This is a genomic window from Pseudomonas sp. 01L34 (genome assembly GCF_056400265.1).
On the sequence record NZ_JBFTSX010000006.1, the window covers coordinates 98,826 to 114,778 of the forward strand.

The 15,953-nt window shown below is 60.1% G+C and carries 14 protein-coding genes; 2 read left to right on the forward strand and 12 right to left on the reverse strand.

The window, feature by feature from the left end; genetic code table 11:
* The 12 genes from AC1DQM_RS19440 to AC1DQM_RS19495 all read right to left on the reverse strand — a co-directional run bounded on the left by AC1DQM_RS19440 (position 1) and on the right by AC1DQM_RS19495 (position 12,456).
* Positions 1–630, reverse strand: a complete 630-nt coding sequence (locus tag AC1DQM_RS19440; protein ID WP_477746711.1) for a class I SAM-dependent methyltransferase — start codon at positions 628–630, stop codon at positions 1–3.
* Positions 631–694: 64 nt separating this feature from the next.
* The gene (locus AC1DQM_RS19445) at positions 695–1,339 is read right to left on the reverse strand and encodes a methionine ABC transporter permease (RefSeq protein WP_018929342.1); all 645 of its coding nucleotides are present in this window, start codon (positions 1,337–1,339) and stop codon (positions 695–697) included.
* Positions 1,329–2,450 (reverse strand): methionine ABC transporter ATP-binding protein, encoded by a 1,122-nt coding sequence (locus tag AC1DQM_RS19450; protein WP_477746712.1) that lies wholly within the window; start codon positions 2,448–2,450, stop codon positions 1,329–1,331. The genes AC1DQM_RS19445 and AC1DQM_RS19450 overlap by 11 nt, the downstream gene beginning before the upstream one ends.
* Before the next feature lie 2 nt (positions 2,451–2,452).
* Positions 2,453–3,262, reverse strand: a complete 810-nt coding sequence (locus AC1DQM_RS19455) for a MetQ/NlpA family ABC transporter substrate-binding protein (RefSeq protein WP_018929340.1) — start codon at positions 3,260–3,262, stop codon at positions 2,453–2,455.
* 174 nt (positions 3,263–3,436) lie between these two features.
* Positions 3,437–4,789: an LLM class flavin-dependent oxidoreductase gene (locus AC1DQM_RS19460; protein ID WP_477746713.1), complete on the reverse strand. Its 1,353-nt coding sequence runs from the start codon at positions 4,787–4,789 to the stop codon at positions 3,437–3,439.
* The gene (locus tag AC1DQM_RS19465) at positions 4,789–5,982 is read right to left on the reverse strand and encodes an SfnB family sulfur acquisition oxidoreductase (protein ID WP_477746714.1); all 1,194 of its coding nucleotides are present in this window, start codon (positions 5,980–5,982) and stop codon (positions 4,789–4,791) included. Before AC1DQM_RS19465 ends, AC1DQM_RS19460 begins: the two co-directional genes overlap by 1 nt.
* 23 nt (positions 5,983–6,005) lie before the next feature.
* Complete coding sequence (locus AC1DQM_RS19470) at positions 6,006–7,247, reverse strand: SfnB family sulfur acquisition oxidoreductase (RefSeq protein ID WP_258612949.1); 1,242 nt, start codon at positions 7,245–7,247, stop codon at positions 6,006–6,008.
* Between the two features lie 393 nt (positions 7,248–7,640).
* A complete protein-coding gene (locus AC1DQM_RS19475; RefSeq protein ID WP_477746715.1) occupies positions 7,641–8,405 on the reverse strand; it encodes a hypothetical protein in 765 nt (254 codons plus the stop codon).
* A gap of 505 nt (positions 8,406–8,910) precedes the next feature.
* A complete protein-coding gene (gene tcyN, locus AC1DQM_RS19480; protein ID WP_007939567.1) occupies positions 8,911–9,660 on the reverse strand; it encodes an L-cystine ABC transporter ATP-binding protein TcyN in 750 nt (249 codons plus the stop codon).
* Positions 9,661–9,664: 4 nt separating this feature from the next.
* Complete coding sequence (gene tcyL, locus AC1DQM_RS19485; RefSeq protein ID WP_007939566.1) at positions 9,665–10,330, reverse strand: cystine ABC transporter permease; 666 nt, start codon at positions 10,328–10,330, stop codon at positions 9,665–9,667.
* Entirely contained in the window at positions 10,330–11,124 is a 795-nt protein-coding gene (gene tcyJ, locus AC1DQM_RS19490; protein ID WP_019581730.1) for a cystine ABC transporter substrate-binding protein, read from the reverse strand. Before tcyJ ends, tcyL begins: the two co-directional genes overlap by 1 nt.
* 339 nt (positions 11,125–11,463) lie before the next feature.
* Positions 11,464–12,456: a D-cysteine desulfhydrase gene (locus AC1DQM_RS19495; RefSeq protein ID WP_477746716.1), complete on the reverse strand. Its 993-nt coding sequence runs from the start codon at positions 12,454–12,456 to the stop codon at positions 11,464–11,466.
* Between the two features lie 190 nt (positions 12,457–12,646).
* On the opposite strand from AC1DQM_RS19495, the gene epsC reads away from it, so the two are divergent.
* Positions 12,647–13,573, forward strand: coding sequence for a serine O-acetyltransferase EpsC (gene epsC, locus AC1DQM_RS19500; protein ID WP_018929332.1), 927 nt, complete (start codon positions 12,647–12,649; stop codon positions 13,571–13,573).
* Positions 13,574–13,997: 424 nt separating this feature from the next.
* Positions 13,998–15,953: a choline transporter BetT gene (betT, locus tag AC1DQM_RS19505; RefSeq protein ID WP_018929331.1), complete on the forward strand. Its 1,956-nt coding sequence runs from the start codon at positions 13,998–14,000 to the stop codon at positions 15,951–15,953.

Below are 15,953 nucleotides of genomic sequence, written 5' to 3' on the forward strand. Positions count from 1 at the left end.
TCAGTCGGCTCGACGCCAAACGCTGGCCAACCAAGGCTGCTGCTCCCGTGGCAGCCCCGCCGGCCGGTAGTAATGCTCAAGCTCCACAAACCCCGCCTCGGTCAGCATTTGTTGCCACGCCGCCAGGTCGTAATACGCCCCATAACGCGGTCCGTTCCAGCCTTCCTGATTCTCGCCACGGGGATTGGAACTGAACAACACACCGCCCGGCTTCAATGCCGCGCGCAGTTGCTTCAACACCCTGGGCAACTCCTGGCTCGGGACATGAAACAGCACCGCGTTGGCAAAAATCCCGTCAAACCGCTCGGCTGGCAGATCGAGCTTCAGGAAGTCCTGCTGCCAGACCTCGCAACCGCTGTCGTCCCGGGCCATCTGCGCAAGCTTTTCCGAACCGTCGAGCCCGATGGCGATGTGGCCCAGGCGGGTGAAGGTTTTCAGGTCGCGGCCGGGGCCACAGCCTAAGTCGAGAATGCTGAAGGGCGCCTTACCCTGGATGTGCCGTAGCAGGGCATCGATGTTCTGGCTGACATCGTGATCGCGAGTGCCTTCACGGAAGTCCTCGGCCACCGCGTTGTAATGGCCCAGGGTGGTAGAGGTGATCTGCTCCAGGTCGGCGGGAGTCTGTTTCATGGTCGGCTGCACAGAAAAAGAAAGAAGCACTGACTATAAGCGCTTTCGCACTTTTGATCTTGATTCAGCGCTTGTTCAACCCCCGCGCCAACCGATCCCCACCCAACTGAATCACCGCCACCAACACCACCAGCAACACAATCACCGTCAACATGATCTGGCTGTCAAAGCGCTGATACCCATATCGATAAGCAATGTCGCCCAATCCACCAGCGCCAATCGCCCCGGCCATGGCCGACGAGTTGATCATGGTCACCAGCGTAATGGTGAAGCCGCCGACAATCCCCGGCAGCGCCTCGGGCAGCAGCACATGCCAGACGATATGCCAGCGTCGGCAACCCATCGCCTGCGCCGCTTCGATCAACCCGTGGTCGACTTCCCGCAGGCTGACTTCGGCGATGCGTGCGAAGAACGGCGTAGCGGCAATGGTCAGTGGCACCACGGCGGCCCATACGCCATAGGTGGTGCCGACGATCAACCGGGTAAACGGTATCAGCGCCACCATCAAAATCAGAAACGGAATCGAGCGGAACAGGTTCACGAACGCGCCCAGTGCACGGTTCAGCGCCGGTGCTTCGTAGATCCCGCCTTTGGTGCTGGTGACCAGGATCACCGCCAGCGGAATGCCCACCAACAGCGCGATCAGTGACGACACGCCGACCATCAGGAAGGTGTCGATGAAGCCTTGCAGCAATCGATCAAACCACATAACCCAGCACCTCCACCTGTTGCGCCCAATGACTGGCGCGCTGACGCAATTCCTCGGCACCGAGGGACGAACCGGTCACCGCCAGCAGTAATTGCCCCAGCGCATGGCCCTGAATCCGTTCCACGCCCCCTTGCAGCAAACGCACGCGGCCACCGAGGGCGCTGAAAAGCGCCGCCAGGTCTGGCTCGTCGCGGGTATTGCCGGTGAATTGCAAGCGCAGGACCACGGCAGCGCCCGAAGACTGCGGCTGTGCCCGCAAGCGGCTTTGCAGTTCATCCGGCAGGCCGTGTTGCAGCGGCGCGAGCAAGGTCTTGCTCACTTCATGCTGCGGGTTGCCGAAGACCTCCCAGACCGGCCCTTGCTCGACGATTCGCCCGTGCTCCAACACCACGACCCGATCGCAGATATCGCGGATCACCGCCATCTCGTGGGTGATCAGCACGATCGTCAGGCCCAGGCGCTGATTGATCTCGCGCAACAGGCCGAGGATCGATTGGGTGGTCTCCGGATCGAGGGCCGAAGTGGCCTCGTCGCACAGCAGAATTTCCGGGTCATGCACCAACGCACGGGCGATGCCGACACGTTGTTTCTGCCCGCCGGAAAGCTGCGCCGGATAAGCTTTGTGTTTACCTTGCAGGCCGACCAGTTCGAGCAATTCACGGACCTTCTGCTCGCGTTTTTCCCTGGGTACACCCGCGACTTTCAGCGGCAACTCGACGTTCTGCCAAACCGTCTTGGCCGACATCAGATTGAAGTGCTGGAAGATCATGCCGATCCGTCGGCGCAGCGCCACCAGTCGGTCTTCATCGAACTCGCCGATGTCCACCTGATCGATCAGCACTCGCCCGCTGCTCGGTTGTTCGAGGCGGTTGATGGTACGGATCAGAGACGACTTGCCGGCACCGCTGCGCCCGATGATGCCGAACACTTCGCCGCGTTGGATTGCCAGGTCGATACCGTGCAGGGCCGCCACCGGACCTTGCTGGCCATTGTAGGTTTTACCTAGGCCGATGAAGCGCACGTGGGCGCGGTTCAGCTCGGGGTGGAGCTCGGTGCGTTCAGCACTGTGTGGCTCTGGAGTCTCCAGTCGCCGTTGGATGGCGGCCGTCATGCTCAGCTTTCCCAGCCGGCTTGATAGAGCTTGCCGTGGGCTTTATCCAGCGCTGCGCGAACCGCTGGCGAGTGCTGATAGATGTCGACGAATTTGATCAGCCGTGGGTCGGTTTTGCTTTTCGGCTGGATCACGAACTGGATTACGTATTCCTTGTGATCGAGACCGTCGAACAGCAGCGCGGAGCTGGCATCGAAGGTTTTCGACAGGCGAATGTAGGCCGGATAACCCTGGACCAGATCGGCGTCGTCATAGGCGCGTACCAGTTGCACGGCTTCAACCTGAAGGATTTTGATTTTCTTCGGGTTGGCGATGATGTCTTCTTCGGTGGCCTTGTAGCCGACGCCCGGTTTGAGGGTGATCAAGCCGGCCTTGGCTAGCAGTTGCAGGCCGCGACCGCTGTTGATCGGGTCGTTGGCGATGGCCACGCTGGCACCTTCTGGCAACTCGGCGAAGCTTTTGTATTTCTTCGAATAGAGGCCGACGTTGTTGATGATGCCCGGGGCGAACGGCACCAGATCAAAGCCGGCCGCGGCCTTGGCGTTTTCCAGGAACGGGATGTGCTGGAAATAGTTCACGTCGATGTCGCCCGAGGCGAGGCTGACGTTGGGAGCGATCCAGTCGCTGAACTCCACGAGTTCGACTTTCAGGCCTTGTTTGCTGGCTTCCTCTACGGCGGCTTCCAGCGGAATGGCGAAGGCGGCGGTGGTGCCGACCTTCAACGGCGCGTCGGCGGCGAAGGTGATGGAGCTGAAGAGGCCGAGGGCCAGGGCCAGTGCTTTGACTGGGTGGGATAAGAGTTTTTTGGTCATGAGTAGTTTCCAGTCAATTGTTTAATCGGTGCACAAATTTGTGGCGAGGGGGCTTGCCCCCGTTGGGCCGCGAAGCGGCCCCAAAACCATGCAATGAGGTGTGTCAGGTAAAACCGGTCCGCAGGTTTGCGACTGCTGCGCAGCCGAACGGGGGCAAGCCCCCTCGCCACAGGATTAGCGGCGGAACGCAGAGCCTGTGTGTTGCTCAGGCAAATGCGCGTCACGCTGGAACAGTTTTTCCCGCAGGCTGCCGTCGTCGTAAGCGGTCTTGTATGACCCTCGGCGCTGCAACTCCGGAATCACCAGCTCAATGAAATCCACATAGCTTTCCGGGGTGACGATCCGTGTCAGGTTGAAGCCGTCGAGGCCGGTTTCGGCGATCCATGATTCCAGCTCATCGGCCACTTGCTCAGGTGAGCCGACCACGGTGATGTAGCGGCCACCGAGGGCGTGTTGTTCCAGCAGTTTGCGGCGGGTCCAGTCGTTGTTTTGCAGGTTCTTGGTGGCGGACTGGATGGCGTTGCTCTTCACGTACTGGATCGGTTCGTCGAGTTCGTATTCGGAAAAATCGATCCCGGTGGACGCCGAAAAGTGCGCCACGCCGGCCTCGGCGCTGGCGTAGCTCAAGTACTCGGCATGCTTGGCCCAGGCCAGCGCTTCGGTGGCGCCGACGATCACGTTCAAGCCCATGAACACCTTGATGTCCTCAGGCTTGCGCCCGGCCTCGACGGCGCTGGCGCGCACCTTGTCCACCTGAATCCGGGTCGCCGGTTTGTTCTGGCCGCTGATGAACACGCACTCGGCATGCCGACCGGCGAACAGCAGGCCGCGATCGGAGCTGCCGGCCTGGAATAGCACCGGCGTGCGTTGCGGCGACGGCTCGCAGAGGTGATAACCCTCGACCTGATAGAACTCGCCCTTGTGCTCGACCTTGTGCACTTTGTCTGGCTGGGCGTAGATCCGTTGCTCGCGGTCGTTGAGCACCGCGCCGTTTTCCCAGCTGCCTTCCCAGAGTTTGTAGAGCACTTGCAGGTATTCGTCGGCCTGGTCGTAACGTCGGTCGTGTTCCACCTGCTCGCTGAGGCCCATGGCCTTGGCGGCGCTGTCCAGATAGCCGGTGACGATGTTCCAGCCGACCCGGCCGCGACTCAGATGATCGAGGGTCGACAGGCGTCGGGCGAACAGATACGGCGGCTCGTAGGTCAGGTTGGCGGTCAGGCCGAAGCCGAGGTTCTTGGTGACCGCTGCCATGGCCGAGACCAGGAGCAGCGGATCGTTGACCGGCAATTGGATCGACTCTTTGAGCGGCACGTCGATCGAGTTCTGGTAGACGTCGTACACGCCGACGATGTCGGCGATGAACAGACCGTCGAACAGTCCGCGCTCCAGCAGTTGCGCCAGTTCGGTCCAGTATTCGATCGTCTTGTACTGGGTGGACGTGTCCCGTGGATGGGTCCACAGACCATGGTTGATGTGCCCGATGCAGTTCATGTTGAACGCGTTGAGCAGGATCTTCTTTTTGCTCATCAAATGGTCCCCCGCAACGGCGGGTTTTCATCGTTGAGGTAGTAATTGCCCACCGCGTGATACTTCCAGCGCACCGGGTCGTGCAGGGTGTGCACCCGGGCGTTGCGCCAGTGGCGATCGAGGCCGTGCTCAATCAGGGTCGCCTGGCTACCAGCCAGTTCGAACAACGTGCTGCCGGCGGCGAGGGAGATCTCGGTGCTGATGGCCCGGGCTTCGGCAACCGCAATCGACGCGGCGGCGACGGTCTCGGCATTGGTGTCGGCCTGGGCCCGGTCGAGGAATTCGCCGGAGCGTTCCAGCAAGGCTTCGGTGGCGTGCAGACGAATGCTCAAGTGGCCGAAACTCTTGATGGTCAGCGGGTCTTCGGTGGCTGTTTCATGCGTGGCGTCGATCCACGGCCGGGTTTTGGTGCGCACGAAATGCAATGCATCTTCATAGGCTGCGCGGGCAATGCCGGTGTCGATCGCGGCGTGGAGAATTTGCGCCAATGGGCCGACAGTGGTCGGGCGTTCGAACGCGCTTTGAAATGGAATCACGTCCTCGGCGGCAACGTAGACATCCTCGAACACCACCGAACCGCTGCCGGTGGTGCGCTGGCCGAAGCCGCTCCAGTCATCGATGACCGTCAGGCCTTTGCTGTTGTGCGGGACGAAGGCCAGCTGTTGCACGCCGTTTTCATCCACTACTGAGGTGGGGATGCGCTGGGCGTAAATGGCGCCGGTGGCGTAGAACTTGCGGCCGTTGATGCGATAGCCGTCACCGTCGTGGGTCAGGCGGGTGACGCGGTCATGGGCGGTTTTGGTGCCCAGTTCCGCCAGTGCATTGCCGAAACGCTGGCCGGCCAGCACTTCGGCGTACAGGCGTTTTTTCTGCTCATGGCTGCCGTTCACACGGAGCACTTCGAGGGCGTAGAAATGGTTCTGCGGGATCTGCCCCAGGGAGCCGTCAGCCTGGGCGATCAACGCGATCACTTTGGCCAGGGTGACGTTGGAAACCCCGGCGCCGCCGTATTCCTTTGGCACGCTGATGCCCCAAAGGCCCGAACGGGAAAACACTTCCAGTTCCGGGTGCGGCAAACGACGTTCGCGGTCGCGCAGGGCGCTGTCGCGTTTGAAGTCGTCGGCCAGGTCACCGGCGACGATCAGGGCTTGCTCATCGCTGGTAATGATCGCGACGTTTCGAGAAAGAGACATGTGTTTCTCCAGCGATCTGGTCGTTAAATCCAGGAGTGGCGAGCCGGCAACGTGCCGTTCAAGTGATAAGCGCCAACCGCGTGATACTTCCAGCGCACCGGGTCGTGCAGCGTGTGCACCCGGGCATTGCGCCAGTGGCGGTCGAGGTTGAACTCGGCGAGGGTGGCGCGGCTGCCGGCCAGCTCGAAGAGTTTTTCGCTGGCCAGCAGCGAGATCTCGGTGGTCAGCACTTTGGCCTCGGCCACGGCAATCGAGGCGCGTGCCGCGGACTCGGCGGTGAGCGGCGCGGCGTTGACCTGATCGAGCACTTGCCCGGCCTTGCGCAGCAGCGCTTCGGCGGCGTGCAGTTCAATTTTCAGCTTGCCGATATCGGCGATCACATAGAGGTCGTCGCTGGCCCGTTCGACCTTGGCGTCGATCCAGGGCCGGGCACGGGTTTTCACGAATTCGATGGCGTCATCGATAGCGCCCCGGGCGATGCCGGCGTCGATGGCTGCTTGAATCAGCTGCGATACGGCGCCCTGAGTGTTCGGGCTGTCGTTGATCCTCCAGTTATCCACCACCAACTCGGCGTCGACCCGCACGTTGTTGAGCAAAATGGTGCCGCTGGCGGTGGTGCGCTGGCCGAACCCCGACCAGTCATCGACGATGCGCAGGCCCGGGGTGCCACGACGAACGAAGGCCAGCACTTGCTTGCCGTCGTCGTTCAGCGCCTTGACGGCCACCCAATGGGCGAACAAGGCGCCGGTGGAGTAGAACTTCTGCCCGTTGATGACGAAGCTATCGCCGTCTGCGGTGATTCGCGCCTTGAGCTCCAGGGTATTTTTGGTACCGCGCTCCGGCCCCGCGTTACCGATCCGCCAGCCTTCGAGCACGCTTTTGAACAGCTGTTTTTTCTGCGACTCGGTGGCACTGCCCAGTATCAGGTTGAGAATCCCGAACTGGTTCTGCGGGATCTGCCCCAGGGCCGGGTCGGCTGCGGAAATGATTGCGAAGACTTCGGCAACGGTGACGAATGAAACCTGTGGGCCGCCGTACTCACGCGGGATGGCAATGCTGCCCAGGCCGCTGCGGGTGAACTGTTCGATTTCCGACCAGGGCAACTTGCGCTGCTGGTCACGTTTGGCGGCGTGCAGGCGGGCGACTTGCGCCAGCTCTTGGGCAGCCTTGATGGCTTGTGCGTCGTTGCGCAAGACCTGCGCGGGCAACAACAATGGGGCGATGTCCAGATCACTCTGGATGATTGCATCTGCCAGACTGGACATCAGTGCCGCTCCTTGGCTGCACGCAATGCCCTGGCGATTTGCACTGGGGTGATTGTGTTCCGGACCATACCTACCTCACATCTCATGAAAACGCCGCAGGTGTTGCGGCGAACGAAAAACACGAATGTCCGGTGGTCCGGTGTATATACCCTAAACGCGTATAAATAATTAATGAACTAACTTTTAGGAATATGCATAGAAGGGTGGCATCGCCAGGACGGTCGAGCCCTGTGGCGAGGGAGCTTGCTCCCGCTCGGCTGCGAAGCAGTCGCAAAATCGGCCATCACGATTCAATTACACAAACACGTGAGCCAGTTTTGGGGGCGCTTCGCACCCCAGCGGGAGCAAGCTCCCTCGCCACAAAAAGCCCTCATATCGTGCACTACAGGCGCTTCACTTCTTTCGAGGCTCAGCAGCTTTGAGCGTTTCTTTGGGCGGCACTTTCAGGTAAGGATTGGCACAGCCGATCTTCAGCGTGCGGGCCGGTGCCCAGCGCGAGTTGTTACCCACCCGGTCGAGGATGCAGTAGGTCACTTCCAGTCGAAGGTCTTCGCCGGCTTCGAGAATGATTGCCGGTGGCACCCAGACGTGAATCGGCTGACCCACATCGTCGGCCTTGAGTTTGGGCAGGTCCATGCGCACATCGCCCCAGCGCAGGGTGATTTCGTCGTCGGCGGCCATGTTCAGGTACGGTTCGATGGTCAATGGCACACCGCGCTTGACCTGGTTCGGATTGACCCCCTGACGGCGAATGGTCTCGGGGATGAACACCGGCGCCAGGCTCTGGTTTTCCTCATCGCAAAGGGGCGAGGGCAGGCCGCCGGGGCAATCGAGTTTGATCTGGACACGCGCCGCTGGTGATACCGCTGGCCCTTGCCCGATCTGCATGACCTTGTAATGGACGCGAGCAGAACCGTTGGCAATGAAGCTTTCCGGCACCCGCAGGCTCACCGCTTTGTTGCCATGATCCGCTCCCAATACGCTGGAGGCCACGTAGCAGTTGTTCCAGAACAGCTCGATCAGGTCGCCTTCGTCCATGCCGGGATAAGGCGGTACGTCGATCATAAGATGAGCGGCCGAGGTGATGCTGATGCCGGCCTTGTGAGTTTGCGCCAGGGTCGGGGCTGCAAGTTCGGGTTTGTTCGAAGTGCTTGTCATGGGGTTCTCTCCTTGAAGCCTTACCGCGAAGTCCGTTTCTGAAAGATCGAAAGGCGTGAATTACCAGGCAACAAAACGATTCACTTTTTGTGTATTTGAAGAGTGATCGAGTTTGATGGAAGTCGCTTGTTGGAGACTAGATAAGAGTGGGTTCGAATAGGTGTCAATAGTGTTTATTGGTTAAAGGTTGGTTCTTGGGTTATTCAGAAATCTCCTACGTAGTGCAGTTAATAAACCCTAATGCTCTGTCGAATTTAGTCCAATTTTTGATGGGCTGCATGCCTTGGAGGTGGCAACCCATGGACTGTGGGTGGCGAGGGTTTTTATGGATTCTAAGCGAGATGAATCTGTTGCAGGACATATATATGTACCGCATGGAAGGGTGGAAAGTTATCTATTATTGGAGTTGATCAAGGCGGTCGTTGAAAGCGAATAGAAGATTTTATCAGTCGAGGAAAGTGCCACTTCCATCCATGGAAGTTGACAGTTTTTAGTAGAAATTTAACTAGGCGTTGTTAAGGAACTTGCTGAGAAACTGCTTCGTCCGTTCTTCTTTCGGGTTGGCAAAGAGTGCCTTGGCTTCGCCCTGTTCGACAATCACACCCTTGTCGAAAAACACCACACGGTTGGCCACGTCCCGAGCAAAACCCATCTCGTGGGTGACGATCACCATGGTGCGTTTCTCCTCGGCCAGGCCGCGGATGGTCGCCAACACTTCGCCCACCAATTCCGGGTCCAGCGCCGAGGTCGGTTCATCGAACAGGATCACTTCCGGTTCCATCGCCAGCGCCCGGGCAATCGCCACACGCTGTTGCTGACCGCCGGAGAGGCGTCGCGGGTAAGCGTCTTCCTTGCCCGCCAGGCCGACCTTGGCCAACAGCTTTTTACCCAAGGCAACGGCGTCGGCTCGTGGAATCTTTTTCACCACGATCGGACCTTCGATAACGTTTTCCAAGGCTGTGCGATGGGGGAACAGATTGAAGTTCTGGAACACAAAACCCACGTGCTGGCGAAGGCGTCGTACCAGGCTCTGCTGCTGGTTCAGGGGGCGGCTGCCATCGATCTCGATGTCACCGACCTTGATCCGGCCGCTGGTGGGTTCTTCCAGAAAATTCAGGCAACGCAGGAACGTGGTCTTGCCCGAGCCGCTGGGGCCGATGATTGCCACCACCTCGCCTTCCTTCACCTGCAGATCGATGCCGTTGAGCACCACCTGACCCTTGAACTGCTTTGTCAGTTTTTCCACGACAATCATTGGGTCAGGACTCCTGGTCGTGCCGATTGACCCGCTCTTCCAACTTGTTCTGCAGGTGCGAAAGCACCGTGGCCAGAACCCAGTAGATCAGCGCGGCGGCAAGATACATGGTGAAAATTTCGAAGGTACGGGCGGTGATCAGCTGCGCCTGGCGGAACAGCTCCGGCACCTGAATGGTGGCCGCCAGCGCGGTGTCCTTGACCAGCGAGATGAAGCTGTTGCCCAACGGTGGCAGGGCCGTGCGCATCGCTTGCGGCAGAATGGCCCGGCGCAGGGTTTGCGCGCGGGTCATGCCGATACTGGCCGCAGCTTCCCATTGGCCGCGCTCGATGGAGCTGATCGCGGCACGCAGGATTTCGCAGGCGTAGGCCGCCATGTTCAGCGAGAAGCCGATCAGGGCTGCCGGCAGCGGATCAAGTTCGATGCCCAATTGCGGCAAGCCGTAATAGATCACGAACAGTTGCACCAGCAACGGCGTGCCGCGAAAGAACGACACGTAGATGCGGGAAATCCAGCTCACCAGTTTGAAGCGCGACAGGCGCATCAACGCCAGGCCGAAGCCCATCAGCAGGCCGAAGAACATTCCGCCCAGGCTCAGGATGACCGTGTAATACGCGCCCTTGAGCAGGAAGGGCGCGGAGTCCAGCGCGAGTTGGAAAGCTTCTCCCATTATTGAGTGACGTCAGCGCTGAAGTATTTTTCCGAAAGCTTTTTCAGCGTACCGTCGGCACGCAGCTTGTCGATGGCTTTGTTCACCGCGGCCAGCAGTTCAGGCTCGCCTTTGCGCAGGGCAATACCGGCTTCCTGGCGGGAGAACGCTTCGCCGGCAGCGGCAGTGTCCTTGGCCTTCCTGGCGTATTCCAGCGCGGCCAGGCGGTCGATCAGAATGGCGTCGATGCGGCCGACGCGCAGATCCTGGAACTTGCTCGGGTCATCTTCGTAGGTGCGGACGTCAGCCTTAGGCACATTCTCTTTCACCCACTGCTCGTAGTTGGTGCCCAGGCCTACGCCGACTTTCTTGCCGGCCAGATCGGCGGCGGTCTTGATGGTGTCTTTGTTTTTGGTCAGGGTCAGCGCCTGAATCCCGGAAACGGTGTACGGCTCGGAGAAGTCGTACTTCTTCTTGCGCTCTTCGGTGATGGTCACCTGGTTGATCACCGCGTCCAGACGCTTGGATTCCAGGGCCGCGAGGATGCCTTCCCATTTGGTCGGCTGCAGTTTGACCTTCACGCCCAGCTCTTTGGCCAAGGCTTCGGAAAACTCGACTTCGAAGCCGCTCAGTTTGCCGGCCTCGTCGACGAAGCTGAACGGTGGATAAGTGCCTTCCAGGCCGACGTTGATCACGCCCGCGTCCTTGATCTTTTGCAGTTGCTCTCCGGCAACCGCTTGCCCGAGCAGGCCGGCGCTCAGCGCCAGGCCCAACGAGCCCACCAGCAGATTTCTACGTAGTGCGGAAAAATTCATGACAAGCCCCTATGTTTTCTTATGGAAGACGCTTAAGGAAAGTTGGCAAATTCGGGATTTGAACGACTGCGATATCCTGCCCTAAAGCAGCTTATGCGTCTCGCTGCAAATTCGCCTGCGGCGCGACTATATGATGGGATTTTTAGATTGGAAAATAATAAATATTAAGTTTGTTATTCTTTAAATGAATATTTGAGGGGTGCATTCCTGTGGCGAGGGGGCTTGCCCCCGTTCGGCTGCGAAGCAGTCGTAATGTCTGCTGACTCGATATGACTGCCGGACACAAGGGGCCGCTGCGCGACCCAACGGGGGCAAGCCCCCTCGCCACAGGACTATCGGCTATAAAAAGTCTTTGTAGGCAAACAACGCCGGCGCTCCACCGGTGTGCAGGAAGATGATCGGGCCCGCATCGAAGCGCTGGCGCCCGATGCCGTCGAGCAAACCAGCCATGGCCTTGCCGGTATACACCGGGTCCAGCAACAACCCTTCCTGGCTCGCCAACAGCTTCACCGCCGCCAGCGTCCCGGCATTCGGCTCGCCATAACGCGGGCCGAAATATTCGTCCCACAGTTGGACTTTGAAACTCGCCGGCAGGCCCACGCCCAACAGCTCGGCAGTGCGTTCGGCGAGGCCCTGGACTTTCGGTCGTTGAGCTTCATCGCTACGGGAAACGGTCACGCCGATGACTGGCAAATCCGGCAGTACTTCGCTCAATGCCAGCGCCAGGCCGCTATGGGTGCCGGCACTGCCGGAAGCCAGGACTAGGGCGGCGAATTGCAGCCCGGTGTCCTTGATCTGCTCGGCCAGTTCCAGACCCGCACGGACATAACCCAAAGCGCCCACCGCATTGGAGCCACCAATCGGCACCAGATAGGGTTTCTTGCCGTTGCTGCGCAGACGTGCGGCCAGCGCTTGCAATTGCTCGTCAGCGTTGTCGAGGTTTTCCACCAGTTCGACCTTGGCATCGAACAGGTCCAGCAACAGCCGATTGCCATTGCCGAGGTAGTTGCTATCGTCAGTGCCGAGCGGGTTCTCCAGCAGCGCCACGCAGCCCAGGCCAAGCTTGGCCGCAATGGCGGCGGTTTGGCGCACGTGGTTGGACTGGATCGCGCCAGCGGTGATCAGCGTATCGGCGCCTTGGGCCAGGGCGTCGGCGGCGAGGTATTCGAGTTTGCGCAGCTTGTTGCCGCCCAGTGCCAATGGCGTCAGGTCATCGCGTTTGACGTACACATCGCGGCCCAGCCAGGTCGACAGGCGTTCGAGTTTTTCCAACGGGGTAGGGTGACCGAGCAGGTCGAGGCGGTTAAAACGGGCAAGCTGTTGTTTGATCATGGGTCCGTACTGGCGGAGGAAGATGTCAGGACTATAGGCACGGGTATTTAGCGGGGCAACTGCCAATCGCTTATAGCCAAAAGTATTGTTCCCAGCACTATTGGTTCTTAATTCGGCTGCAAGTCGTTGCCGTAAAGTAATCGCCGTCAGCGCGGCCAGACAGTCCGGCCGCCCGTGAGGAGTTTTTACCGTGAGCGAGCGTTCCAGCCATTGGCAATTGCAGACCATCGTCAGCCAACTGCGTACGGCGCGCGACCAATGGCGCGCACAAAACGGCCGCGCCAGCACCGAGCAGGGCGGTCGCGAGTTGCCGTCCCGAGCGGCCATGGCGGACATTCTCGAAGCCTTGTGCGGTGCGTTGTTTCCGATGCGTCTGGGGCCGGTGGATTTGCGCGAGGAGAGTGAGGACTTCTACGTCGGCCACACGCTCGACGTGGCGTTGAATGCATTGCTGGCTCAGGCGCGGCTCGAATTGCGTTACGTCGCTCGCCACAGTGCCGGGGTCGATTCTGAAGTCGAAGCCAAGGCCATCCGGATCATTCAGGACTTCGCCCTCGCTCTGCCGGAATTGCGCAGCCTGTTGGACACCGACGTGCTGGCGGCCTATCACGGCGATCCGGCGGCTCGCAGTGTCGATGAAGTGTTGCTGTGCTACCCGGGAATCCTGGCGGTGATTCACCATCGCCTGGCCCACCATTTGTACCGCGCCGGGTTGCCGTTGCTGGCGCGGATCAGCGCGGAAATCGCCCACTCGGCCACCGGTATCGACATCCATCCTGGCGCGCAGATCGGTCGCAGTTTCTTCATCGACCACGGTACGGGTGTGGTGATCGGCGAAACCGCGATCATTGGTGAGCGGGTGCGGATTTATCAGGCCGTGACGTTGGGCGCCAAGCGCTTCCCGGCGGACGAAGACGGCCAGTTGCAGAAGGGCCATCCGCGGCATCCGATCGTCGAGGACGACGTGGTGATCTATGCCGGCGCGACGATTCTGGGACGGATCACCATCGGCAAGGGCTCGACAATTGGTGGCAACGTCTGGCTGACCCGCAGCGTGCCAGCGGGGTGCAACCTGACCCAGGCGAATCTGCAGCATGATGATGGGACGCAGAAGTAAGTCCCTCACCTGAGCATTCCCACGCTCCGCGTGGGAATGCCTCACTGGACGCTCCGCGTCCGCTCTTGATGTGACGCAGAGCGTCACGGGCTGCATTCCCACGCAGAGCGTGGGAACGATCGCGATCCACATAGAGGCGGTCGCGATTTTTGGGGCCACTGCGTGGCCCAACGGGGGCAAGCCCCCTCGCCACAATCCTTCCTTCAACCAGGGTGAGACGAGCTACCGCCGAGCCCTGCGATTAGTCCTTAGCACCCTATTCATGTTTAACTTGAACGTTCATTCAAGTTAAACCGGTGGTTCGCCGCCCGCTCACAACAGGAGGCTTGCCTTTGCTGAGTCCGATTTTTACAGCCACGTTTTTCCCCCTCGAGGTGCACCTTTCGTGAGTGCATCGTCCATCCCCGCAAGCGGCCAGGTCCGCATGAATCCGCCGGTGTTTTATTTCGCGGCGACCTTCATTTTGTTGTTCGCCGTCGTGGTCATGGCGATCCCCGAACAGGCCGGTGCCTGGCTGTTGCAAGCGCAAAACTGGGCGGCCAATACGGTCGGCTGGTACTACATGCTCGCGATGACGCTGTATCTGGTCTTCGTGGTGGTCACCGCCTTGTCCGGCTACGGCAAGATCAAGCTCGGTGCCGACCACGACGAGCCCGAATTCAGTTACTTGTCCTGGGCCGGCATGCTGTTCGCCGCCGGGATCAGCATCACGCTGTTTTTCTTTTGCGTGTCCGAACCACTTACGCATTTGGTGCAACCACCGCAAGGCGAGGCCGGTACGGCGGAGGCGGCGCGTCAGGCGATGCAGATTCTGTTTCTGCACTGGGGCCTGCACGGCTGGGGCGTGTTCGCCTTCGTCGGCATGGCGCTGGCCTATTTCGCCTATCGGCATAACCTGCCGCTGGCCCTGCGTTCGGCGCTGTACCCGCTGATCGGCAAGCGCATCAACGGGCCCATCGGTTACGCGGTGGACGGCTTCGGCATCATCGCCACGGTGTTCGGCCTCGGTGCCGACATGGGCTTTGGCGTATTGCACCTCAACTCCGGCCTGGACTACCTGTTCGGCATCGCCCACACCCAGTGGATTCAGGTCGGCCTGATCACGCTGATGATGGGCGCGGCGATCATCGTCGCGGTGTCCGGCGTCGACAAAGGCGTGCGGGTGATGTCCGACATCAACATGCTGCTGGCCTGTGCGCTGCTGCTGTTCGTGTTGTTCGCCGGCCCCACCCAGCACTTGCTCAATACCCTTATCCAGAACCTCGGCGATTACCTCGGCGCCTTGCCGATGAAGAGTTTCGACCTCTACGCCTATGACAAACCCAGCGACTGGCTGGGCGGCTGGACGGTGTTCTACTGGGCCTGGTGGATTGCATGGTCGCCGTTCGTGGGCCTGTTCATCGCGCGGATTTCCCGTGGCCGGACCATCCGCGAATTCGTCTTCGGCGTGCTGTTGATCCCGCTCGGTTTCACCCTGGCGTGGATGTCGATCTTCGGCAACAGCGCCATCGATCAAGTTCTCAATCACGGCATGAGCGCGCTCGGCATGTCGGCCATCGACAACCCGTCGATGACGCTTTACCTGTTGCTGGAGACCTACCCGTGGAGCAAAACCGTGATCGCGGTCACGGTGTTCATCAGCTTTGTGTTCTTCGTCACCTCCGCCGACTCCGGCACCGTGGTGTTGTCGACCTTGTCCGCCAAGGGTGGCAATCCCGATGAGGACGGGCCGAAATGGCTGCGAGTGTTCTGGGGCGCGATGACGGCACTGGTGACCAGCGCACTGCTGTTCTCCGGCAGCATCGATGCCTTGAAGTCGGCGGTGGTGCTGACCTCGTTACCGTTCTCGATGATTTTGCTGCTGATGATGTGGGGCCTGCACAAGGCGTTTTATCTGGAGTCGCAGAAGCAGATCGCGCAATTGCATTCCCTCGCGCCGGTGGCCGGTTCGCGACGCGGTGGATGGCGTCAGCGCTTGAGTCAGGCGGTGCATTTTCCGTCTCGGGATGAGGTCTATCGCTTCCTTGATACAACGGTGCGCCCGGCCATTGAGGAAGTGACCGCCGTGTTTGTCGAGAAGGGGTTGCATGTGGTCACTCAGCCCGATCCGGCCAACGACAACGTTAGCCTGGAAATCGGTCACGGCGAACTGCATCCGTTCATCTATCAGGTGCAAATGCGCGGCTACTTCACACCGTCCTTCGCCCGTGGCGGCATGGGTTCCAAGCAACTCAACAACCGTCGCTACCACCGTGCCGAAGTGCATTTGCGCGAGGGCAGTCAGGACTACGATCTGGTGGGTTACACCAAGGATCAGGTGATCAACGACATCCTCGACCAGTACGAACGGCACATGCAGTTTTTGCATTTGGTGCGTTGA

Excerpts from the sequence above, each read along its gene's own strand:
- AC1DQM_RS19440 (WP_477746711.1), bottom strand. The coding sequence starts at position 630 with ATGAAACAGACTCCCGCCGACCTGGAGCAGATCACCTCTACCACCCTG.
- AC1DQM_RS19445 (WP_018929342.1), bottom strand. The coding sequence starts at position 1,339 with ATGTGGTTTGATCGATTGCTGCAAGGCTTCATCGACACCTTCCTGATG.
- AC1DQM_RS19450 (WP_477746712.1), bottom strand. The coding sequence starts at position 2,450 with ATGACGGCCGCCATCCAACGGCGACTGGAGACTCCAGAGCCACACAGT.
- AC1DQM_RS19455 (WP_018929340.1), bottom strand. The coding sequence starts at position 3,262 with ATGACCAAAAAACTCTTATCCCACCCAGTCAAAGCACTGGCCCTGGCC.
- AC1DQM_RS19460 (WP_477746713.1), bottom strand. The coding sequence starts at position 4,789 with ATGAGCAAAAAGAAGATCCTGCTCAACGCGTTCAACATGAACTGCATC.
- AC1DQM_RS19465 (WP_477746714.1), bottom strand. The coding sequence starts at position 5,982 with ATGTCTCTTTCTCGAAACGTCGCGATCATTACCAGCGATGAGCAAGCC.
- AC1DQM_RS19470 (WP_258612949.1), bottom strand. The coding sequence starts at position 7,247 with ATGTCCAGTCTGGCAGATGCAATCATCCAGAGTGATCTGGACATCGCC.
- AC1DQM_RS19475 (WP_477746715.1), bottom strand. The coding sequence starts at position 8,405 with ATGACAAGCACTTCGAACAAACCCGAACTTGCAGCCCCGACCCTGGCG.
- tcyN (WP_007939567.1), bottom strand. The coding sequence starts at position 9,660 with ATGATTGTCGTGGAAAAACTGACAAAGCAGTTCAAGGGTCAGGTGGTG.
- tcyL (WP_007939566.1), bottom strand. The coding sequence starts at position 10,330 with ATGGGAGAAGCTTTCCAACTCGCGCTGGACTCCGCGCCCTTCCTGCTC.
- tcyJ (WP_019581730.1), bottom strand. The coding sequence starts at position 11,124 with ATGAATTTTTCCGCACTACGTAGAAATCTGCTGGTGGGCTCGTTGGGC.
- AC1DQM_RS19495 (WP_477746716.1), bottom strand. The coding sequence starts at position 12,456 with ATGATCAAACAACAGCTTGCCCGTTTTAACCGCCTCGACCTGCTCGGT.
- betT (WP_018929331.1), top strand. The coding sequence starts at position 13,998 with ATGAATCCGCCGGTGTTTTATTTCGCGGCGACCTTCATTTTGTTGTTC.